This window comes from Rhizobium esperanzae (assembly GCF_014197615.1).
Lineage (GTDB): Bacteria > Pseudomonadota > Alphaproteobacteria > Rhizobiales > Rhizobiaceae > Rhizobium > Rhizobium esperanzae_A.
On sequence record NZ_JACIFY010000013.1, the window covers coordinates 94,384 to 115,623 of the forward strand.

15 protein-coding genes are annotated in these 21,240 nt (G+C 61.6%); 4 read left to right on the forward strand and 11 right to left on the reverse strand.

The genetic code is table 11. The annotated features are described in order from the left end of the window. Positions 1–14 precede the first annotated feature (14 nt). Together GGD57_RS18240 and GGD57_RS18245 are read left to right on the forward strand one after the other, a co-directional pair. On the forward strand, positions 15–4,790 hold the full coding sequence (locus GGD57_RS18240) for an NAD-glutamate dehydrogenase (RefSeq protein ID WP_184471721.1): 4,776 nt from the start codon (positions 15–17) through the stop codon (positions 4,788–4,790). A gap of 25 nt (positions 4,791–4,815) precedes the next feature. Continuing rightward, a complete protein-coding gene (locus tag GGD57_RS18245; protein ID WP_184471722.1) occupies positions 4,816–6,204 on the forward strand; it encodes an MFS transporter in 1,389 nt (462 codons plus the stop codon). Between the two features lie 32 nt (positions 6,205–6,236). On the opposite strand, the gene purH is transcribed toward GGD57_RS18245, so the two are convergent. The 4 genes from purH to htpX form a co-directional block, all read right to left on the reverse strand. After that, on the reverse strand, positions 6,237–7,853 hold the full coding sequence (gene purH / locus GGD57_RS18250) for a bifunctional phosphoribosylaminoimidazolecarboxamide formyltransferase/IMP cyclohydrolase (protein ID WP_184471723.1): 1,617 nt from the start codon (positions 7,851–7,853) through the stop codon (positions 6,237–6,239). A 104-nt stretch (positions 7,854–7,957) separates the two neighbouring features. After that, the gene (locus GGD57_RS18255; RefSeq protein ID WP_184471724.1) at positions 7,958–9,631 is read right to left on the reverse strand and encodes a heparinase II/III family protein; all 1,674 of its coding nucleotides are present in this window, start codon (positions 9,629–9,631) and stop codon (positions 7,958–7,960) included. Positions 9,632–9,846: 215 nt separating this feature from the next. Then, the gene (locus tag GGD57_RS18260; RefSeq protein WP_184471725.1) at positions 9,847–11,235 is read right to left on the reverse strand and encodes an RsmB/NOP family class I SAM-dependent RNA methyltransferase; all 1,389 of its coding nucleotides are present in this window, start codon (positions 11,233–11,235) and stop codon (positions 9,847–9,849) included. Then, entirely contained in the window at positions 11,226–12,188 is a 963-nt protein-coding gene (htpX, locus tag GGD57_RS18265) for a zinc metalloprotease HtpX (protein ID WP_184471726.1), read from the reverse strand. Before htpX ends, GGD57_RS18260 begins: the two co-directional genes overlap by 10 nt. A gap of 110 nt (positions 12,189–12,298) precedes the next feature. Here htpX and GGD57_RS18270 point away from each other — a divergent pair, with 110 nt between their 5' ends. Next, on the forward strand, positions 12,299–12,523 hold the full coding sequence (locus tag GGD57_RS18270; RefSeq protein ID WP_097610478.1) for a DUF1674 domain-containing protein: 225 nt from the start codon (positions 12,299–12,301) through the stop codon (positions 12,521–12,523). A gap of 206 nt (positions 12,524–12,729) precedes the next feature. Here GGD57_RS18270 and GGD57_RS29255 read toward each other — a convergent pair whose 3' ends face one another. The 5 genes from GGD57_RS29255 to acs form a co-directional block, all read right to left on the reverse strand. Next, positions 12,730–13,281: a universal stress protein gene (locus tag GGD57_RS29255; RefSeq protein ID WP_348645988.1), complete on the reverse strand. Its 552-nt coding sequence runs from the start codon at positions 13,279–13,281 to the stop codon at positions 12,730–12,732. After that, positions 13,278–13,625, reverse strand: a complete 348-nt coding sequence (locus tag GGD57_RS29260) for a universal stress protein (RefSeq protein ID WP_281423757.1) — start codon at positions 13,623–13,625, stop codon at positions 13,278–13,280. The genes GGD57_RS29255 and GGD57_RS29260 overlap by 4 nt, the downstream gene beginning before the upstream one ends. Positions 13,626–13,744: 119 nt before the next feature. Next, the gene (rnk, locus tag GGD57_RS18280; RefSeq protein WP_348645986.1) at positions 13,745–14,257 is read right to left on the reverse strand and encodes a nucleoside diphosphate kinase regulator; all 513 of its coding nucleotides are present in this window, start codon (positions 14,255–14,257) and stop codon (positions 13,745–13,747) included. Continuing rightward, positions 14,200–14,703 carry a PTS sugar transporter subunit IIA gene (locus tag GGD57_RS18285; RefSeq protein ID WP_184471727.1) on the reverse strand — a complete coding sequence of 168 codons (504 nt, stop codon included), beginning with the start codon at positions 14,701–14,703 and terminating at the stop codon, positions 14,200–14,202. The genes rnk and GGD57_RS18285 overlap by 58 nt, the downstream gene beginning before the upstream one ends. Positions 14,704–15,110: 407 nt before the next feature. Continuing rightward, a complete protein-coding gene (acs, locus tag GGD57_RS18290) occupies positions 15,111–17,072 on the reverse strand; it encodes an acetate--CoA ligase (RefSeq protein WP_184471728.1) in 1,962 nt (653 codons plus the stop codon). A 229-nt stretch (positions 17,073–17,301) separates the two neighbouring features. On the opposite strand from acs, the gene GGD57_RS18295 reads away from it, so the two are divergent. Beyond that, a complete protein-coding gene (locus GGD57_RS18295) occupies positions 17,302–18,003 on the forward strand; it encodes a DUF1013 domain-containing protein (RefSeq protein ID WP_085738789.1) in 702 nt (233 codons plus the stop codon). Between the two features lie 79 nt (positions 18,004–18,082). Here the strand turns inward: GGD57_RS18295 and GGD57_RS18300 are convergent, their stop codons facing one another. Together GGD57_RS18300 and GGD57_RS18305 are read right to left on the reverse strand one after the other, a co-directional pair. Continuing rightward, positions 18,083–19,018, reverse strand: coding sequence for a flagellin (locus GGD57_RS18300; RefSeq protein WP_184471729.1), 936 nt, complete (start codon positions 19,016–19,018; stop codon positions 18,083–18,085). 256 nt (positions 19,019–19,274) lie between these two features. Next, positions 19,275–21,185: a propionyl-CoA synthetase gene (locus GGD57_RS18305; protein WP_184471730.1), complete on the reverse strand. Its 1,911-nt coding sequence runs from the start codon at positions 21,183–21,185 to the stop codon at positions 19,275–19,277. Between the last annotated feature and the right edge of the window lie 55 nt (positions 21,186–21,240).

The following is a 21,240-nucleotide window of genomic DNA, read 5'->3' on the forward strand; positions in this document are numbered from 1 at the left end:
GCGGGAGGCGATCCATGGCTGCCAGAAACAATCCGAAACGGGAAAAGCAGATCGAAAATGCGCGTAAGATCGCCAAGGCGACAAGCGAGCCGCATCTCGATCCGGAAATCCTCTTCGGCCGGGCCAGCAATGACGATCTCGAACTCTATACGGCTGATATGCTGGCGCTCTCCGCAGTGCATTCCGCCAAGGAACTCGCTGCCTGGAACGGCAAGGCGCCGCGCGTCAGCATCGACACCATTGCCGATGTCACGCCTGACGGCACGGCCGTCTCGGTGCTTTCGGTCACCGATCGGAACATGCCTTTTCTCTATGAATCGGTCATGGGAGAAGTGACGAGCACGCACCGCGACCTGTTCATGGCCGTGCATCCCATCCTGGTGATCGAAAAAGGCAAGGCACCCACGCTTTATTCCGCCGACCAACCGAGCGATCCGGCTGCGCGCGTCAGCCACATCCAGCTTCATATCGCCCCGCTCAATTCCGCCCAGGCCGCCGATCTCGTCAAGCGCATCGAAACGGTGCTGGAACAGGTCCGCCTGTCGGTTTCCGACTGGAAGCCGATGCTTTCCAAGCTCGATGGCGTCATCGCCGAGCTTGCCGCCAACGGCGCTGGCCGCAGGAAGGCCGAACATGCCGAGGCGATCGCCTTCCTGAGCTGGCTGCGCGACGAGAATTTCACCTTCCTCGGCATGCGCGAATATGTCTGTTCCGGCAAGGGCGCCGACGCCAAGGTGGAGCGCGACAAGGGCGCCGGCCTCGGCATCCTCTCCAATCCGGACGTTCTCGTGCTGCGCACGGGCAAGGATGCCGTGACGACGACACCCGAGATTCTTGCCTTCCTCGACGGTCCAGACTTCCTGATCGTCACCAAGGCGAACGTGAAATCGATCGTCCATCGTCGCGCCTATATGGATTATGTCGGCGTCAAGCGTTTCGACGCCAAGGGCAATGTCACCGGCGAGCTGCGCATCGTCGGTCTTTTCACCTCGACTGCCTATACGTCGCTCGCCGCCGAAATCCCGCTGCTGCGTTCCAAGATCGAGAAAGTGAAGGAGCATTTCGGCTTCGACCCGATGAGCCATTCCGGCCGCATGCTCGACAACACGCTGGAATCCTATCCGCGCGACGATCTTTTCCAGATCGACACGACGCTGCTTGCAAGCTTTGCCGAACAGATCAACGATCTGGCCGACCGGCCGCGCGTGCGCGCTTTGCCGCGCATCGACCATTTCGACCGCTTCGTCTCGGTGATCGTCTACGTACCGCGCGAGGAATATGATTCGATCGTCCGCGAACGCATCGGCACCTATCTGAAGACGGTCTATGACGGCCGCGTCTCCGCTTATTACCCGGCTTTCCCGGAAGGCGGCGTGGCGCGCGTGCATTTCATCATCGGCCGCTCCGGCGGCAAGACCCCACGCATTCCGCAGGCCAAGCTCGAGCAGGTGATCCGCGAGATCACCGCCCGCTGGGACGATCGTTTCGAGGCGCTGGCCGGACCCAAGGCGGCGAAGATAGCGGTCGACCAGGCCTTCCAGGATTCCTTCACGCCTGAGGAAACCGTGGCCGACCTCGCCGATATCGGCGCCTGCGCATCTGGCGAGCCGCTTCGCATCCAGTTCTACCATCGCCAGGAAGAACACGGCCGGACCCTCTCGCTGAAGATCTTCCACGCCGGCGGCCAGCTGGCGCTGTCGCGCCGCGTGCCGCTTCTGGAAAATCTCGGCTTCAATGTCGTCAGCGAACGCACCTTCGACATCGGCGTGCCGGCTGCCGCTGGAGAAACGAAGCTCGTTGTGCTGCACGATATGGAACTCGAGACCCGCACCGGCGGCGAAATCGATCTGCAGCGTTATGGCGCTGCCCTGGAAGAAGCTTTCGTCGCCGCCTTCGCCGGCACGATCGACAATGACAGCTTCAACCGGCTGATCCTGTCGGCCGGGCTTTCGGCACGCGAGGCCAATGTGCTGCGCGCCTATGCGCGTTATCTCCGCCAGGCCGGCATCGCCTATTCGCAGGATTATATCGCAACGACGCTCGACAAATATCCGAGGATTGCCGCCGCCATCTTCCGGCTGTTCCACGATACGCTCGACACGAAGCTTTCGGAAAAGGCCCGCGTCAAGAAGCTTGCCGAGCTGCATCAGGCGATCGAGGCCGAACTCGCCGATGTGCCGAGCCTGGACGACGACCGTATCCTGCGCCGCTACGTCAATATCGTCGATGCGACGCTGCGTACCAATTATTTCCAGAAGAACCCGGACGGATCGCCGAAGCCGATGCTGGCCTTCAAGCTCGATCCGCACCTGGTCGACGGCTTGCCGGAGCCGAAACCCTTCCGCGAAATGTTCGTCTACGGCGTCGAGGTCGAAGGTGTGCACCTGCGCTTCGGCAAGGTGGCGCGCGGCGGCCTGCGCTGGTCTGATCGCGCCGAAGATTACCGCACCGAAGTGCTCGGCCTCGTCAAGGCGCAGCAGGTGAAGAACGCGGTCATCGTGCCGGTCGGCGCCAAGGGTGGCTTCTATCCGAAGAAACTCCCCGTCGGCGGCAACCGCGATGAAATTTTCAATGCCGGCCGTGAGGCTTACAAGACCTATATCCGCACGCTGCTGTCGATCACCGACAACATCTCGGGCGCCGAGATCGTGCCGCCGAAGGATACGGTGAGGCTCGATGGCGACGACCCCTATTTCGTCGTCGCCGCCGACAAGGGCACGGCAACCTTCTCCGACACCGCCAATGCGCTGGCCCAGGAAGCCGGTTTCTGGCTGGACGACGCCTTCGCCTCCGGCGGCTCGGCCGGTTACGACCACAAGAAGATGGGCATCACCGCCCGCGGCGCCTGGGAAACCGTCAAACGCCATTTCCGTGAAATGGACATCGACATCCAGACGACGCCCTTCACCGTTGCCGGCGTCGGCGACATGTCGGGCGACGTCTTCGGCAACGGCATGCTGCTCTCTCCGAAGATCAGGCTGATATCAGCCTTCGATCACCGCGACATCGTCATCGATCCCGATCCCGACATGGAAAAGACGCTGGCCGAGCGCCAGCGGCTCTTCAACCTGCCGCGTTCGAGCTGGCAGGATTTCGACAAAAGCGTGCTCTCGAAAGGCGCGATGATCATTTCCCGCGCGGCGAAATCGGTAACGCTGACGCCGGAGGCGGTTGCCGCGATCGGCATCGACAAGGCGGTGGCGACCCCCTTCGAGATCATGACCGCGATCCTGAAAAGCCCGGTCGACCTGCTCTGGTTCGGCGGCATCGGCACCTATGTGAAAGCGCCTTCCGAAACCGATACCGAAGTCGGCGACCGCGCCAACGATCCGATCCGCGTCACCGCGGCGGATGTGCGCGCCAAGGTGATCGGCGAAGGTGCAAACCTCGGCGTCACCCAGAAGGGCCGCATCGCCTACGGCCTCAAGGGCGGACGTTGCAACTCCGACGCCATCGACAACTCGGCCGGCGTCAACACCTCCGACGTCGAGGTCAACATCAAGATCGCGCTGGCCGCCGCCATGCATGACGGGCGCCTGACGCGGGCAAAACGCGACCAGCTTCTGTCGTCGATGACCGACGAGGTGGCAGTGCTCGTGCTGCGCAACAACTATCTGCAGTCGCTGGCAATCTCGCTGACGGAGCGCAAGGGCACGGCCAACGGCCTGGAGCTTGCGCGCTTCATGACCGTTCTCGAAGGCGCCAAGCAGCTGAACCGCAAGGTCGAGACATTGCCGGACGAAGCAACGCTGGCCGAGCGCTATGCCGCCGGCAAGCCGCTGACCCGGCCGGAAATCGGCGTGCTGGTGTCCTATGCAAAGATCGTGCTCTTCGATGCGCTGGCTGCCAGCGACCTGCCCGATGATCCTTATTTCACCGCGACGCTTTCCAATTACTTCCCGGTGAAGATGCAGAAGTCGAACGCCGGCGATATATCAGGCCACCGGCTGAAGCGCGAAATCATCGCGACGGTGCTTGCCAACGAGGCGATCAACCGCGGCGGGCCGAGCTTCACCGTCGCCATGATGGACGCAACGGCGGCTTCGGCACCGGAAGTGGTGCGCGCGGCGATCGTCGCCCGTGACGGTTTCGACCTGACCAGGCTCTGGTCCGAGACGGATGCGCTGGACGGCAAGGTGTCCGGTCAGATGCAGAACCGCATCTACGAGGAGATCAGCCACAGCTTCACCGTGCTGACGCGCCTGCTCCTGAAGACCGGCATGGCCAAGGCCGACATGGCCGAAGTGATTAGCCGGCTGCAGGCTGCCCTGAAGAAGCTGAAGCCCGCCTTCGCCGAACAGTCGGCCGCCGATGCCGCGACGCGCCAGGCGGAATATGCGCAGGCCGGCGTGCCCGAAAAACTCGCCGCCGAGATCGCCAATCTCCACAGCTTCGCGCTGGTGCCCGAGATCATGCAGATCGCCGAACGCACCGGTGAGCCGCTGGTGCGCGCCGCAGAGAATTACTTCGCGGTGTCGCAGACCTTCCGCATCGCCCGGCTGCTGGCAGCCGGCGGGCGCATCCTCACCTCCGACCATTATGAGAACCTGGCGCTGGCCCGCAGCATCGACCAGATCGCCAGCGCAAGGCGCGATATCGTCATCTCGGCGCTCTCCGATCACGGCAAGGAGAAGCTTCCCGTCCAGGCCTGGCACGCGCAGGACCGCATCCGGATCAACCGTATCGTCGAGGAGCTTTCGAGCCTCAGCGACGGCGGCGATCCCAATCTTGCGCGTATTACCGTTGCTGCAGGTATCCTGACCGATCTTGCGCGCGACCGGGTGAGGTGAGACAGTCCGCTGCAAAAAGGAGCGGATGGTGAATCGCATCGACTGGACAGGAACACAGCCCCCGAAGGCCACGGAGAAGGGCATCTGGGGGTGGATGTTCTTCGATTGGGCAGCGCAGCCCTTCTTCACCGTGGTCACCACCTTCATCTTCGGGCCCTATTTCGTTTCCCGGCTGACCAATGACCCGGTGTCCGCACAGACGACGTGGAGCAACATGGCGACGATCTCCTCGGTGATCATCGCCCTGCTTTCACCCGTGCTCGGCTCGATTGCCGACCAGTCCGGCGCCCGCAAGCCCTGGATCGGCTTCTTTGCGATCATCAAAATCACAAGCCTCTTCGGCCTGTGGTTCGCAGCCCCCGGCTCGCCTGTCCTCTATCCCGTCATTTTCATGATCCTCGCCTCGATCTCGGCCGAGTTTTCGATCGTCTTCAACGATTCGATGATGCCGCGCCTGGTCGCCAAACACGAGGTCGGCAAGCTCTCCAACACCGCCTGGGGGCTTGGTTACCTCGGCGGCATGATCGTGCTCATTGCCGTCGTGACGCTTTTGGCGGCGAGCCCTGAGAGCGGCAAGACCATCCTCGGCCTCGACCCGCTTTTCGGCCTCGATCCGAAGACCGGCCAGGATGCCCGCATCACCGGGCCGATCTCGGCCGTCTGGTATCTGATCTTCATCCTGCCGATGTTCTTCTTCACGCCGGATGTCGGCAAGGGCCTGCCTTTCGGCACGGCCGTCCGCTCCGGTCTGCGGGAACTCAAGAATACGCTTGGCGAACTCAGGGAACGCCGCGGAATCCTGAGATTTCTCATCGCCCGGATGATCTATCAGGACGGCGTCAACGGGCTGCTGATCCTCGGCGGCATTTTCGCGGCCGGCATGTTCGGCTGGGCGACGATCGAGATCGGCATTTACGGCATCATCCTCAACGTCGTCGCAATCTTCGGCTGCCTGATTGCCGGCCGCATCGACAGGGGTGTCGGTTCGAAGGTGACCGTCGTCATCAGCCTCACCATGCTGCTTCTCGCCACCATCGGCATCATCTCGACGGGGCCGGGTTACACGCTGTTTGGACTGATGCCGCTGCCAACGGCCGATTCCGGCGGCCTCTTCGGCACTGCGGCGGAGAAGGCCTATATCCTCTACGGTCTGCTGATCGGCTTCGCCTTCGGGCCGGTGCAGGCCTCGTCGCGCTCCTATCTCGCCCGCAGCGTCAGCCCGGAGGAAGCCGGCCGCTACTTCGGCATCTACGCGCTTTCCGGGCGCGCCACGAGTTTCATGGCGACGCTGCTCTTTTCGCTGGTGACCTATATGAGCGGATCACCGCGGCTCGGAATGGCAACGCTGATCCTGTTCCTGGCCGGCGGGCTGGCGCTGTTGGTCCGCACGCCCTATCCAGCCGATCGGCCATGACAACCGGCCCCTGAGGGGCCGGTCGGCTGCACTCAGTGCCGGAAATGACGCATGCCGGTGAAGACCATGGCGACGCCGTGTTCGTTGGCGGCATCGATGACTTCCTGGTCGCGCATCGAGCCGCCCGGCTGGATCACCGCCGTCGCCCCTGCGGCGATCATCGACAGAAGACCGTCGGCAAACGGCAGGAAAGCTTCGGAGGCGACTGCCGAGCCCTTTGTCATCGGCACTGGAAGGCCGAGCGCCTTGGCCGCTTCTTCGGCCTTCAGAGCGGCGATACGGGCGGAATCGACTCGGCTCATCTGGCCGGCGCCGATACCGGCCGTCTGGCCATCCTTGGCATAGACCACGGCATTCGATTTCACATGTTTGCCGACCTTGAAGGCAAACTTCATGTCTTCGAGCTCCTGCGCCGTCGGCGCGCGCTTGGTGACAATTTTGAGCTCTAGATCCTCGACCATGCCGTTGTCGCGGCTCTGGACCAGCAAGCCGCCGGAAACGGTCTTCGCCGTCAGGCCCGCGGCGCGTGGATCGGGCAGGCCGCCGGCAGACAGAAGCCGCAGGTTCGGCTTGCGGGCGACGATCGCCTTCGCCTCGTCGGTGACATCGGGCGCGATGATCACTTCGGTGAAGAGCTTGACGATCTCTTCGGCCGTTTCGGCATCGAGCGTCCGGTTGAGCGCGATGATGCCGCCGAAGGCGGACACGCTGTCGCAGGCAAGGGCGCGGCGATAGGCCTCGACCAGGCTCGATCCGGTGGCAACACCGCAGGGATTGGCATGTTTGATGATGGCGCAGGCCGGCGCCTTCTCGGGCAGGAATTCGGCGACCAGCTCATAGGCGGCATCGGTATCGTTGATGTTGTTGTAGGAGAGCTGCTTGCCCTGGAGAAGGGCAGCCGTCGACACGCCCGGGCGCTTCTCGCCGGTGACGTAGAAGGCGGCCTTCTGGTGCGGATTCTCGCCGTAGCGCATCTCCTCCTTCAGCGCGCCGCCGATAACCCGGTGGCGCGGCGTGTCGATCGACAGCGCTTCGGCGAACCAGTTGGAAATCATCGCGTCATAGGCGGCGGTGCGGGCGTAGGCCTTGGCGGCCATGCGCTGGCGGAAGGCATAGGCGGTCTTGCCGTCATCCGCCGAAAGCTGCGCCGTGAACTCGGCATAGTCGTTGGGATCGGTCAGGATCGTTACATAGGCATGGTTCTTGGCCGATGCGCGGATCATCGCCGGACCGCCGATATCGATATTCTCGACTGTGGTCGGATAGTCGCCGCCGGCCGCCCGCACTTCCTCGAAGGGATAGAGGTTGATGACGGCGAGGTCGATGCCCTCGATGCCATGCTTCTTCATCGCCTCCTGATGTTCGCTATCGTCGCGGATCGCCAGCAGACCGCCATGCACCGTCGGATGCAGCGTCTTGACCCGCCCGTCCATGATCTCGGGAAAGCCGGTGATTTCGGAGACATCGGTGACGGCAAGGCCGGCAGCCGCGATCGCCTTGTAAGTGCCGCCGGTCGACAGCAGCCGCACCCTCCTCTGAGACAAAGCGTGGGCGAGTTCGACGATCCCGGTCTTGTCGAAGACCGAGAGCAGCGCGGTCTTGATTTCGACCTTGTCGGGGGCGGGGATCTTCTTGGAAATGACGGCCATGAAACCTACTCCGTTCGGGCTTCGGGAGGCGTCCGCGGGGGACGTTCGCATGCTGGCCGCGTTAGCACAGCTTTGCCGCCGCGCAAACAGGGTCGATGCATGATCTAGCCTTTGCGGGAGAGGAACCAGCGAATTTCCGTCTTCTCGGCAAGATCGAAGTCGATCTCGATCTGGTCCGAACCGCAAATGCCGGAGCTGTCGGCAAAGAAGATATCCTCGGTGATCAGCACTTCGTTGCCGGGCGCGGAAAACTGCCAGCTTTCGCCATCCGGCGCCGTCAACAGCACGGACTCGCCGTCGCTCTGATGCAGGACGATCGAGGGATGGATATGAAAACGGGCGACAGCCTTCAGCGGCTCGTCACTCTCATGGCCTTCGCGGACGACGAGCCGGTCGCGGCCGGTGACGATCGAGCCTGCGCCATTGAGCGTCAGTTCACGCTCGTGCAGCACCCCGAACGCCCTGATATAACCGTCGTGGCTGAGCTTGAGGCTGTCGCGTCCGTCCTCGGTTTCGGCACGTTCGACGGTGACTGTTTTCACCGGTTCGGTAATCGCGTGATTGAGGAACGGCGAGGGCGAAAAACGGCTCGACGAGGTGTCGTTCAGGATGACGGTCGAATGCGCCGCCGTCGTGCGGGCCATCTGGACATAGCGGTGCCCGGCAAATTTCGGCGAGCCCGAATTGACGATGAAGCGGTGGCGGCCGGACGACATTTCGAAGGAGAGGCTGCCGGCATGCACGCTCCGCAGCGCGCCTCCCGAAGGCGGCGTGCCGGCATCGGCAATGATCACCGTTTTTCCGCCGGAAAGTCGCTGATAGCGCGAATGCGGCAAAGCCTTGAACGGCTGGCCGGCGGTCTCGTCATAGCGCAGCACCGAGATCAACTCGTTTGCCAGCGTCGAGGTCGCCCCGTTGAACAGCGCCAGATCCCCGTCCTGATGGCGAAAGAACCGCAATGCCGGATAGATCCGGTCGATGCCCGAGATCAGTTTCTGCGGCAGGTCGTGACCGAGATTGACATAGGTTTGTCTCAGCGGCAGCAGATCGAGCAGCAACTCCAGGCCGATACGCGGATTGCGCGAGATATGGCCGCCATCTGGCAGAATCTGGCTATCGAATTCGCGGTCGAGCGCCTGCGCCGCCCGTCTGAGGGTGGAGGCGCGGGTCGGCATGGCAACAGAGGCCATGGCGAGCGCGATGCGCAGCCGAAACAGCTCCAGACCGCCAAGCGTATAGGGCGCCATGCGGTGCAGGAACCGCACCTGGAACGCCAGCGACTTCATGAATCGGCGATAGAAGCCGCGGTCGGCATTCTGCAGCACGACAGGCGAATGCGACAGCCAGGCGATGACGCGCTGGGCGGTGATGTCGATCTCCCAGGCAATGCCTTCCATGCGGCCGGCATGGATGGAAAGCCAGCTGTCGACGATCGCACGGGCGGCGGCCGAACTGCGCTCCGACTTGTTCGCCCGCATGTGCCGCAGCCAGCCGAAGCTGTGCAGGCGGGTGGCGAAGGGGCGCGAGGGCAGGGTGAAGGTGAAGGGTGACTTTCCACCCGTTTCCAGCATCCGCCCGGCCAACAGAAACCGGCCGTTGAGAATCTCGTCGGCCACATGCGAATCGATGCTGCGCAGATCGGTCGGCGCGACGATCAGACGCTCGGGAACGTTGATCGAATGGCGGAACAGCTTCAGGCGCAGCAACGCGACGCGGCGCAAGGCGCGCCGCCAAGCCTCCCGAACATACATGCTCGCAAAACGCCGACCGGACTGCATATTCTATTGTCTATTGACCCTCGTGGTTAAGAATAGGTGAAAAGCGGCCGATTTCATCGCCCGCAATGCATTAATTCGTGACAAGGTTCGAATATACGCAAATTAAAACGCTTCACCGGAGATCATCGAGCGATTTTGAAGAACGACGTGCATGACACGAGACATGTGAAATGCCTCGTGGTTCGCAGATTCGCCGCAAGCGTTGAAGTTTGCAATCAGGCCACTCGCCGCAGCACCGCGGCATAGAAACCGTCGAGGCCGGAGGCGATGCCTTCGGGCATTTTCAGCATGGTGGGAAGCGTGCGGAATTCGCCGAGCGGCGTGATCGCCGCTTCGAGGCCGGGCCAGTCGCCGGCGCCGATCGGAACGCGCTCGACGCCATGCGTCTCCGCAAGAACACGGGCGACGACCTCTTCGCCTTCGGCGGGATCGAGCGAGCAATTTGAAAAAACCAGCATTCCATCAGGCTTCAGCAATGTCAGCGCGTGACGCAGCAGCCGTTCCTGCAGCGCCGCCAGCCGGGCGATATCCTCAGGTCCCTTGGTCCACAGCACGTCGGGGTGCCGGCGCGTCGTGCCGGTGGAAGAGCAGGGAGCATCGAGCAGGATCGCATCGAAACGCTCCGCCGGCGCGAATGTCGTCAGATCGGCCGCAATCGTCTCCGCTTCCAAGCCGAGCCGATCGAGATTCGACCGCAGCCGTCTCAGCCGGCTTTCCGACTGGTCGAGAGCGGTGACCGCACCGCCGGCAAGAATGAGCTGCGCCGTCTTGCCGCCCGGGGCAGCGCAGAGATCGGCAGTGCGTTTGCCCGAGAGATCGCCGAAAAGCTTGGCCGGGATGCTTGCTGCAGCATCCTGCACCCACCACGCGCCCTCGTCGAAACCTTCGAGCGAAGGGATGCCGCCATCGAAAGCGGCAAGCCGCACGCCGCCCGTGGGCAGGGCCGTTCCGTTCAGCCGCTTTGCCCAGCCTTCGGGGTCGGACTTGACGGTCAGATCGATTGCCGCCGGCTCGAGCTGGGATTCCGAAATCGCCAGAGCCGCGTCGCGGCCATAGGCCTTTTCCAGCCTGGCGATGAACCAGGCCGGCATCGGCGCGACCTTGCCGATCTCGTCGAGCACCTGCTGCTTCTCGCGGCCGAGCCGGCGAAGAATGGCATTGACCAGCTTGGCGAAACGCCGGTTACGCGGATCCAGATTGGCCTGCTCGACGGCAAGATCGACCGCCGAATGATCCGGCACGTCGAGATAGAGGATCTGCGCCGCCCCGATGGCGAGCACATGATGCAGCGCCCGTGCCCCCTCCGGCAGCGGCGATTCCAGCAGCGCTGCAATCGCGGCGTCGATGCGCGGCAGATGGCGCAGCGTCGTGTTCAGGATCGCGCGGACCAGCGCCCGATCGTTTTCGCCGAGTGCCTTATAGGCCGGGTTGCCATGTTCATGGTCGAGAGCGCCATCGAGCGGCAGCTTGCGATCGACGACGGCGGCAAGAATTTTGGCTGCCGCAGCCCGCGCCTGCAGGCCGGGTTTTTCAGGCGCAGAACGCTCGTTGGAGGGCTTATGCTTGCGGAATGGTTTCTTCGTGCCGTCTGAATTCAAGACCATGGACCTTTTGGCGGTTGTGAACCACCGCGACCAAGACCCGTATCCGGAACAGAGCGCGATTTGCGCGACGGATTAGCAGCCCGAACCGGCGGCGTCGAGATATTCATGCCGCCCTGCGCCATGTCGTGCAGCGCCGCGATGCGGTTTTCCGTGTTCGGATGCGTGGAAAACAGATTGTCCATGCGCTCGCCGGAGAGCGGATTGATGATGAACATATGCGCCGTCGCCGGGTTGCGCTCGGCATCCTGGTTCGGCACGTGGGCAGCACCCCGCGCGATCTTGCCGAGCGCCGAAGCCAGCCAGAGTGGATTGCCGCAGATCTCGGCGCCGCGGCGGTCGGCCGAATATTCACGCGTGCGGCTGATCGCCATCTGCACCAGCATGGCGGCGAGCGGCGCCACGAGCATCGCCACGAGGACGCCGACGAAACCGAGCGGATTGTTGTTGTTTTCGCGATTGCCGCCGAAGAGGAAGGCGAAATTGCCAAGCATCGAGATCGCGCCGGCAAGGGTCGCCGTGATCGTCATCGTCAGCGTGTCGCGGTTCTGGATGTGGGCGAGCTCATGCGCCATCACGCCTGCGACTTCCTCGGGCGACAATGCACCGAGCAGGCCGGTCGAGGCGGCAACGGCCGCATTGTCGGGATTGCGGCCGGTGGCGAAGGCATTCGGCTGCGGGCTGTCGTAGAGGTAGACCTTCGGCATCGGCAGGCCGGCATTGCGGGCGAGATCGCGCACGATCGCGAAGAATTCCGGCGCGTTACGCTCATCGACCTGCTGGGCGCGATAGGCCGAAAGCACCATGCGATCGGAATTCCAATAGGAGAAGAAGTTCATACCGGCGGCGATGATGAAGGCAATCATCATGCCGGCCCGACCGCCGATCAGAAAGCCGACAACCATGAAAAGCGCCGTCATGAAGGCAAGCAACATGGCAGTGCGAACGAGGTTCATTGTGAATCTCCATCTCCGATTTCGCCGTCGCAAGCTTTCAATCGCAGCATCGGCGCATTATGATTTGGTTATTCACCAGCCATTTTCAATATTTCCGGCAGGAGAAGCCCATGCAGGAAGCCGATAACGACAATAGTGAAACGCCGACGGCCGAGGGATCGGAACCGCCGCGCAAAGTCCTGTCTCCGGCTGCGAAGCGCGCCCTTGCCGAAGCCGAGGAGCGGCGCAAAAACCAGAAGCCGCTGGAGCTGCCGCCGGAAACCGGCGGCCGCGGCGGAGCCGAGCCGGCCCGCTTCGGCGATTACGAGATCAATGGCCGGGCAATCGATTTCTAGGCGGATCGAGAAGACTGGCCAGCCTTCGTCCGAATAGGACGAAATCCGCAAGACACACGGTGTGTGAAAGTGAGACGCTCCGGCAACAAACCGGAGCGGCTTCACATATCAGGCGGTCGCCTTGTTTTGCCGGTCGAAGAGAATCGGAAATCCCCCAAACAACTTCGGAGTTGGGATAAACCTCCACCTGCCATCCGCGCAGAAGATCAATGAAGGCTATTTGGTACCACAAGCACGTCGCATGGGATCTCGTTAACAATACGAGATGCTACGCTGCCCAAAAGAAGATTCGCGACGCCCGCGCGGCCATGGGTCCCGGCAATGACGAGATCTACATCACCCTCGTCCACCAGCCGGCGGAGAGCATCCACCACGTCGCCACATCTCACGCTGATATCGAACCTGTTCTGCAAAGCCTCGCCAGCGGCTTCCGTGACGAACCTGACGCATTCGTCCAGGGCTGACTGTTCGAAATTGCGTGCATAACTCGCCTTGTCCTCCGCCCACATTCGGTACGGCGGATCGAAGGCGTGGAATAGTCCCAGTTGGGCATGGGGGAACCAGCGCAGCGCAACCTGCATTGCGGGCGTGGACGACGCGCTTAGGTCAGTGGCCAGTAGCGTTCGCGTGCCGCCGTCCATGACCTTCTTCTTCACCACAAGTACTGGAACAGCAGACGACCGCGTCAAAGCAGTGAGCGTGCTTCCAAACGGCAGCTCACCCAACAACATGCTTCTCGTAAGACCGGTAACGATCAGATCGGCATGCTCTCTCGCCGCAGTGTCTGGACGACTGTTGCTGGTGCTCCGATATCGACTTGAACGGACGAGCGAAGATTCATCGTTGCCAGCTCTTCACGTAGCCGCCGTGCGTTTCGGCGCGCAGCAGCCTGGGAGGCGAGGCGAGCTACGGGCTCGGCACTCAAGCTGACATCGTCGATCGCATGAACGGCCGTGAGGCTGGCATTCCATTCCATGGCAAGTTGCACTGCGCGATCTTGCGCACGATCACAACGCGCAGTGAAATCAGTTGCAAGCACAATATGACTCGGAAGTCTGTGAACGATGCGCTCGCTCGCCACTACCGGTGAAGAATTCAGCATCTTTCACTCCTATAATCTGGGGGCGCGCCGACCTGTCCATGTAGGGCCGACACGTCAGTGGCAGGCGTGCCAAGTCCGAACGTCAGCGATGACCGTTGTCTATTTCGCGCGAGAACGCCTTAGCGCCCCAGAGGAACGGTCGCCTTCGCTTCCGCCCGATCTTCGTTCACGGCCAACACCCTGAGCTTGTGCTGGCTGTTGTCTCGTGCGGTCCAGCCCATTGTTTGACCCACGGATAAGCCGAGAAGGGCAGTGCCGACGGGGGTCAGGATGGATATTTTTCCCTCGGAAATGTCGGCATCTTCCGGGAACACCAGCGTGACTATGCGTTGAGCTCCGGCGTCAGTTTCATATTCCACGGTCGATCCCATCCGAACGACCTTCTCAGGCACTGAGCTGTCCGAAGCCACGCGTGCGCGTTCGAGCTCAAGCAGAAGGGCATCGGAAATCTCGGGAAGGCGGTCAGCCGCGGCAAGCGCAAGTTTGTTCAATCGCCGATAATCCGTGTCGCTGATTACGATTGGGGGCTTTCGTGGGGTCTGGCTGTGAGCCTTCATTTTTTCGTTCTCCTGGTTCAACTTAGCGCCACCCTTCGAGCGGCGGTGGCCGGCGATTTCTCGTTTTTCGCCCATGCCTCGCTCTGCAGGATCGCCATCACCTCATCGACGGATCGGGCCAGCCGGAGCTCCTCCCGGAAGAGCGGCGCCCGCACGAAACGAAACAGTTGCGAAAGCGTGGGCAGGAATGTGTGAGCCTGCGAGCGCGGCCAAAGGATCGTGAAAACCAGGTCGACGGGGTTGAGGTCGGAACTTCTGAAATCGATCGGAGGCGCCAATCGCGTAAACCAAGTCACCGGCGACGAAATCGAGTGCAGTAAGGCGTGTGGGACGGCAATGCCATGGCCGATGCCGGTCGAGCCGTGTCTCTCACGCCGCCAAATGCTGCGAAGAACCATGCGATGATCGAGCGCGGTTCTCGACGCAATTTTTGTAGCGATCTTGGAGAGCGCCGAGTGCTTGCCCTTGGTCGCGAGGTCAAGGGTAATGTTTTCTGGCGGCAGGTTTCTGAAGGTCATCATGGTCGCCTCTGAGCCGATTACGCGCGACTACGACCGCAGTGCTTTTCGGCACTCCGTCTGCGTCTCGCATTTTAGTGGAAAGATTGGCTGCCCGGACGCGACGCCAGGAGTTTTCGCGTCCGGGTTAGAGGCCTGCTTTGAGGCGTTGAGGCTCTCGCCGTGTCACCATTATATTCATGATAACTGAAACATGGGGACTGAATTCTCGAAATCAAGCACATGCCCAGCCGCAGACGCGCCTTGACTGGGCACAAGGGCTTCATCCTGACGGATCATTAGGCAGATCTGCGGCTGCTTCTCTTCGCCACAACAGCCGCAGAGATCGGAGATGCGATTGGATTTGGGTAGCCCACGGGGGAACAGTATCAAATCCAATGTCTGTTTTCAGTTCCGATGCTTGGCCCGTGTCACACGCCGCCACCTGCCTTGTTCTGCCGGTTGGCGATCAGATCGTCGACGACGGCCGGATCGGCGAGCGTCGAGGTATCGCCAAGCGCACCGAAATCGTCTTCGGCGATCTTGCGCAGAATGCGGCGCATGATCTTGCCGGAGCGGGTCTTCGGCAGGCCGGGGGCGAACTGGATCTTGTCGGGGGCAGCGATCGGGCCGATTTCGGCGCGCACATGTTTCACCAGTTCCTGGCGAAGCGTGTCCGAACCCTCATGGCCGGCCATCAGCGTCACGTAGCAATAGATGCCCTGACCCTTGATCGCATGCGGATAACCGACGACCGCGGCCTCCGAAACCAGATTGTGCGACACGAGTGCGGATTCCACCTCTGCCGTTCCGAGCCGGTGGCCGGAGACGTTGAGCACGTCGTCGACGCGGCCGGTGATCCAGTAATAGCCGTCAGCATCGCGCCGGCAGCCGTCACCGGTGAAATATTTCCCCTTGTAGGTGGAGAAATAGGTCTGGATGAAACGTTCGTGGTCGCCGTAGACCGTGCGCATCTGGCCGGGCCAGCTGTCCGTGATGCAGAGATTGCCGTCGGCCGGACCCTCCAGCACCTTGCCCTCATTGTCGACCAGCTGCGGTTTGATGCCGAAGAACGGGGTTGTCGCCGAGCCGGGTTTCAGATCGGTGGCGCCGGGCAGCGGCGTGATCATGTGGCCGCCGGTTTCCGTCTGCCACCAGGTATCGATCACAGGGCAGCGCTTGTCGCCGACGACATTGTAATACCATTCCCAGGCTTCCGGATTGATCGGTTCGCCCACAGTGCCGAGCAGGCGCAGCGAGGAGCGCGAGGAGCGCGTGACAAAGTCATCGCCGGCGCCCATCAGCGAACGGATCGCCGTCGGCGCCGTATAGAAGATATTGACCTTGTGTTTGTCGATGACTTCCCAGAAACGGCCCTGATCGGGGAAATTCGGCACGCCCTCGAACATCAGCGTCGTCGCGCAATTGGCGAGCGGCCCATAGACGATATAAGAATGGCCGGTGACCCAGCCGACATCGGCGGTGCACCAGTAGATATCGCCGTGATGATAGTCGAAGACATATTCATGCGTCATTGCCGCATAGACGAGATAACCGCCCGTCGTGTGCAGCACGCCCTTCGGCTTGCCTGTTGAACCCGACGTATAGAGGATGAAGAGCGGATCTTCCGCCTTCATCTTCACCGGCGGGCATTCCGCCTTGACGGTGGCGATTTCCTGGTGATGCCAGAGATCGCGGCCCGGCGCCCAGCCGGTCTTGCCGCCGGTGCGGCGCACGACCAGAACCTTCTCCACGATCACGTGCTGGCGTGCGGCAATGTGAATTGCCGTATCGGTGTTGTCTTTCAGCGGCACCGGCTTGCCGCCGCGCACGCCTTCGTCGCAGGTGATGACGAAGGTGGATTCACAGTCGACGATGCGCCCGGCCAGGGCCTCCGGCGAGAAGCCGCCGAAGACGATCGAATGCACCGCACCGATGCGGGCGCAGGCCAGCATCGCATAAGCCGCTTCCGGGATCATCGGCATGTAGATGGTGACGCGATCGCCCTTCTTGACGCCGTGCTTCTTCAAGACGTTCGCCATCCGGCAGACGTGCTCGTAGAGTTCGTTATAGGTGACCTTCTTGTCGATATAGGGATTGTCGCCTTCCCAGATGATCGCCACCTGGTCGCCATTGGTCTTCAGATGACGGTCGATGCAATTATAGGAGACGTTGGTCTGACCGTCCTCGAACCATTTGATCGAGACCTTGCCGGTAAAGGAGGTGTTCTTGACCTTGGTATAGGGCTTGAACCAGTCGATCCGCTTGCCGTGTTTGCCCCAGAACTTGTCCGGGTTCTCGACGCTCTCCTCGTACCATTTCAGGTACTTATCCTTATCGATCAGGGCGCGCGCCTTTACCGGCTTCGTGACCGGATAGATCTTCTCCGACATGGAATTCCTCCTCATGGAACATGCAACGAGCCACCGGTAAAACGGGCCCAGATTTCAAATCAGGGCAATTCATAGCAGTTCGCATCGTGGCGGCAATTAGACAAAGGTCATTTCATTTCGGAAGAATTGCAATTCTGCGACAGTGCGGTTATATAGCGGCATATTTCCCGGACATTGTGGTGACAATCCACGGACCGCGACCGGCGCGGACGATAGAAGGACTATATCCATGGCTCAAACACTGCTCATGCCGAAGGCGACAGCCATCTGGCTTGTCGACAACACGGCACTGTCTTTCGATCAGATCGCGCAGTTCTGCAAACTGCATCCGCTCGAAGTCAAGGCGATCGCCGATGGTGAAGCGGCGCAGGGCATCAAGGGCCTCGACCCGATCTCGACAGGACAGCTTTCCCGCGACGAGATCGCCCGCGCCGAAGCCAATCCGAACCACAAGCTGAAGCTTTCCGAACCGAAGGTTCGTGTCCCGGAATCCAAGCGCCGCGGTCCGCGGTATACGCCGGTTTCCAAGCGTCAGGACCGGCCGAACGCCATTCTCTGGCTCGTTCGCAACCATCCGGAGCTGAAGGACGCGCAGATATCTAGACTCGTCGGCACGACGAAATCGACCATCGAGCAGATCCGCGAGCGCACCCACTGGAACTCCGCCAACCTGGCGCCGATGGATCCGGTCACGCTCGGCCTCTGCAGCCAGATCGATCTCGACATGGAAGTGGAAAAGGCTTCCAAGGGCCGTCCGCTGCCGACCGCCGCCGAGCTTGGCGCGACGCTGCAATCGGCTCAGGAAACCGAACGTCTGACCCCGAGCTACGAGCGCGAGGAAGAAAAGGAAATCGACGCCGACGCCGTCTTCCGCAAGCTGAGCTCGCTGCGCTCCGCACCAAAGGACGAGGACGACGACGACCAGTACTGAGATATCCACCGTCTCATAAAAAACCCGCCGCGGACCGAATGGCCCGGCGGGTTTTTTATTGCCGATAGCCTGCCTCAGATTAACTGCGGAACAGGGTGAGAATGTTCTGCGCCGAGCTGTTGGCGATCGACAGCGACTGGACGGCGAGCTGCTGCTGTGTCTGCAACGCCGAGAGCTTGCTGGACTCCTCTTCCATATCGGCATCGACGAGGCGGCCGACGCCGGAGTCGATCGAATCGTGAAGACCGCTGACGAAATTTTCCTGCAGCTGGATCCGGGTCGAAATCGAGCCGAGCGCCGAGCCGGCGGCGGTCATGGCGCCGAGAACCAGTTCGACACCCGTCAAGGCGCCATCGAGCTGGCCCTGAGTGAAACCGGTAATATCGAGATCATAGATCGACGCCATGACGATGACGGTGCCGCCATAGGTTCCGTTGAAGGCCGTGCCGATGATGCCGCTGGTCGTCTCGATCGCACCGGTGCTCGTCATGCCGAAGAGCACGTTTCCAAGTGTGCCGGAATCGAGCACGTAGTCCGTCATCTTGACCGAGACGGCATTGCTGCCGTCGCGCACGAAGGACGAGACGACGCTCTTCGTACCGGAAGCGCCGGCGACCCAGTTTTCACCGGAGAAGGACGCCGATTGGGCAATGCTGAGCAGCTGCTCCTGCAGCTGATCGAGTTCCTGCTGAATCTTCGTCTTGTCGACGCCCTTTTCCGTGGCGGCGACGATCTTGGCTTTGATGTCGCTGACGACATCAATCGCGCTGTCCATGGCCGAATAGGCTGTGTCGACCTTGGCGGCGCCGAGGCCGAGGGCATCGGAAACGGCCGAAAGCGCCTTGTTGTCCGAACGCATGGTCGTTGCGATCGACCAGTAAGCCGCATTGTCGGCCGCCTTTTCGACACGATAACCCGAGGAAACTCGACCCTGGGTGTCCTTGAGGCCATCATTTACGCCGCGCAAAGTCTGCAGCGCTGCCATGGCAGCGTTGTTGGTAAGGATGCTTGTCATGATCCGTTCCACAATCTTCGAGAAAGGGCATTCCGGACTACAGCCCCACGCCTCTTTCAGACGCGCAAAGGACGCCGTAGCACTTCAACTGCTGCATAATTTTGCCCCTTAAATCGGTTCCGATTTAAGGGATCATGCAGCAGGCCGGTAACGGCGACCGCGTCATGCAAAGCCTGCCAGGCAAGCCATTGCCGTTAACAAATCCTTGCGCAACATAGTTAACAATTTCTCAATTAGGCTTATCGAAAGTTTAATTTCACATCGGCAGAGAGCCGAAACCGCGCTTGCGCAGCGCCTTGGCGATCTCTTCCAAAATCGCCGGATCATCAATGGTTGCAGGCATTTTCCAGGGTATGCCGTCGGCGATTTTCTGCATCGTGCCGCGCAGGATTTTACCCGAGCGTGTTTTCGGCAATCGGTTAACGGTGATGGCCGTTTTGAAGGCGGCGACAGGGCCGATCGATTCGCGAATCATCGACACGACCTCTGATTCGATCACCGCCGTTTCACGGGAAACATGTCGTTTCAGCACCAGGAAACCGCAGGGCGCCTGTCCTTTCAGCACGTCGTTCACACCGATGACGGCGCATTCGGCAACATCGGGATGACGCGCGCAGACCTCCTCCATCGCTCCGGTCGAGAGCCGATGACCGGCGCAATTGATGATGTCGTCGGTGCGCGACATGATGAAGAGATAGCCATCCTCGTCGACATAGCCGGCGTCGGCCGTTTTGTAATAACCGGGAAACTCGTCGAGATAAGCCGAGCGGAAACGATCGTCCGCGTTCCACAGCGTCGGCAGACAGCCGGGCGGCAGCGGCAGCGTCACGACGATATTGCCGAGCGTTCCCGCCTCGATCGGATGGCCGGCATCATCGAGCACGGTAATCTCGTAACCGGGCATCGGCAGCGTCGGCGAACCGTATTTGACGGGAAGGGCGCCGAGACCGAGCGGATTGGCGGCGATCGGCCAGCCGGTCTCGGTCTGCCACCAGTGATCGATAACGGGCACGCCGAGCATGCGCTCCGCCCATTTCAACGTCTCCGGATCCGCCCTTTCGCCGGCGAGAAACAGCGCTCGGAAATCCGGCATCGGATATTTGCGGAGCAGTTCACCCTCGCCATCCTCGCGGCGGATCGCCCGGAATGCCGTCGGCGCCGTGAAGAGCACCCGCACCCGATATTCCGAAACAACACGCCAGAAGGCGCCGGCATCGGGAGTGCCGACCGGTTTTCCCTCGAAGATCAGGGTGGTCACACCTGCGATCAGCGGGGCATACACGATATAGGAATGGCCGACGACCCAGCCGATATCCGATGCCGTCCAGAAAACCTCGCCCGGCTTCAAGCCGTAAATATTCCGCATCGACCAGTTGAGCGCGACCATATGGCCGCCATTGTCGCGCACGACGCCCTTTGGCTGGCCTGTGGTGCCGGAGGTATAGAGAATGTAGAGCGGATCGGTCGCCTTGACCGAGACGCAGGCGATCTCGGCGCCGCGATGCCGCGCCACCGCGGCCTCGAAATCCCGATCGCGGCCGCTGACCAGATCGGCGCGAAGCTCCGGCCGCTGCAGCACCAGGCAGTGCTCCGGCTTCGAACGCGCGATCTCGATTGCCTGGTCGACCAGAGGCTTGTAGGCGACGATGCGGCCGGGCTCGAGCCCGCAGCTCGCGGTGATCACCAGCTTCGCGGCACAATCGTCGATGCGCGCAGCCAGTTCGCTGGCGGCAAAACCACCGAAAACGACGGAGTGAACCGCACCGATGCGGGCGCAGGCAAGCATCGAAAACACGGCCTGCGGAACCATCGGCATATAGAGGATCACACGATCGCCTCTGCCGATGCCGAGATCAACAAGCGTCGCGGCGATGGCCTTCACCTCGTCGAGCACCTCGCCATAGGTGAAACGTTGCTTCTCGCCGGTCATTGCGCTGTCGAAGAGGATCGCCGTCTCGCCGCCGCGCCCGGCGATGACATGCCGGTCCAGACAATTGTGACAGCTATTGGTTTCCGCCCCCTCGAACCAGCGACCGTAGACGCCGGCATCCGGCGAAAAAATCCGCTCGGGCGGTTTGAACCAATCGATATCGGCGGCTGCGTCGCGCCAGAAGGCCTCGGGATCGCGCTTCCAGGCCGCATAGACCTGATGATAGCCGTTCTGCATCTGCTCCTCCCCAGGACATCCCAAACCTCGATATTAATCTAGGCGGAGGGGAGGC

Excerpts from the sequence above, each read along its gene's own strand:
- GGD57_RS18240 (WP_184471721.1), top strand. The coding sequence starts at position 15 with ATGGCTGCCAGAAACAATCCGAAACGGGAAAAGCAGATCGAAAATGCG.
- GGD57_RS18245 (WP_184471722.1), top strand. The coding sequence starts at position 4,816 with ATGGTGAATCGCATCGACTGGACAGGAACACAGCCCCCGAAGGCCACG.
- purH (WP_184471723.1), bottom strand. The coding sequence starts at position 7,853 with ATGGCCGTCATTTCCAAGAAGATCCCCGCCCCCGACAAGGTCGAAATC.
- GGD57_RS18255 (WP_184471724.1), bottom strand. The coding sequence starts at position 9,631 with ATGCAGTCCGGTCGGCGTTTTGCGAGCATGTATGTTCGGGAGGCTTGG.
- GGD57_RS18260 (WP_184471725.1), bottom strand. The coding sequence starts at position 11,235 with ATGGTCTTGAATTCAGACGGCACGAAGAAACCATTCCGCAAGCATAAG.
- htpX (WP_184471726.1), bottom strand. The coding sequence starts at position 12,188 with ATGAACCTCGTTCGCACTGCCATGTTGCTTGCCTTCATGACGGCGCTT.
- GGD57_RS18270 (WP_097610478.1), top strand. The coding sequence starts at position 12,299 with ATGCAGGAAGCCGATAACGACAATAGTGAAACGCCGACGGCCGAGGGA.
- GGD57_RS29260 (WP_281423757.1), bottom strand. The coding sequence starts at position 13,625 with ATGCTGAATTCTTCACCGGTAGTGGCGAGCGAGCGCATCGTTCACAGA.
- rnk (WP_348645986.1), bottom strand. The coding sequence starts at position 14,257 with ATGGGCGAAAAACGAGAAATCGCCGGCCACCGCCGCTCGAAGGGTGGC.
- GGD57_RS18285 (WP_184471727.1), bottom strand. The coding sequence starts at position 14,703 with ATGATGACCTTCAGAAACCTGCCGCCAGAAAACATTACCCTTGACCTC.
- acs (WP_184471728.1), bottom strand. The coding sequence starts at position 17,072 with ATGTCGGAGAAGATCTATCCGGTCACGAAGCCGGTAAAGGCGCGCGCC.
- GGD57_RS18295 (WP_085738789.1), top strand. The coding sequence starts at position 17,302 with ATGGCTCAAACACTGCTCATGCCGAAGGCGACAGCCATCTGGCTTGTC.
- GGD57_RS18300 (WP_184471729.1), bottom strand. The coding sequence starts at position 19,018 with ATGACAAGCATCCTTACCAACAACGCTGCCATGGCAGCGCTGCAGACT.
- GGD57_RS18305 (WP_184471730.1), bottom strand. The coding sequence starts at position 21,185 with ATGCAGAACGGCTATCATCAGGTCTATGCGGCCTGGAAGCGCGATCCC.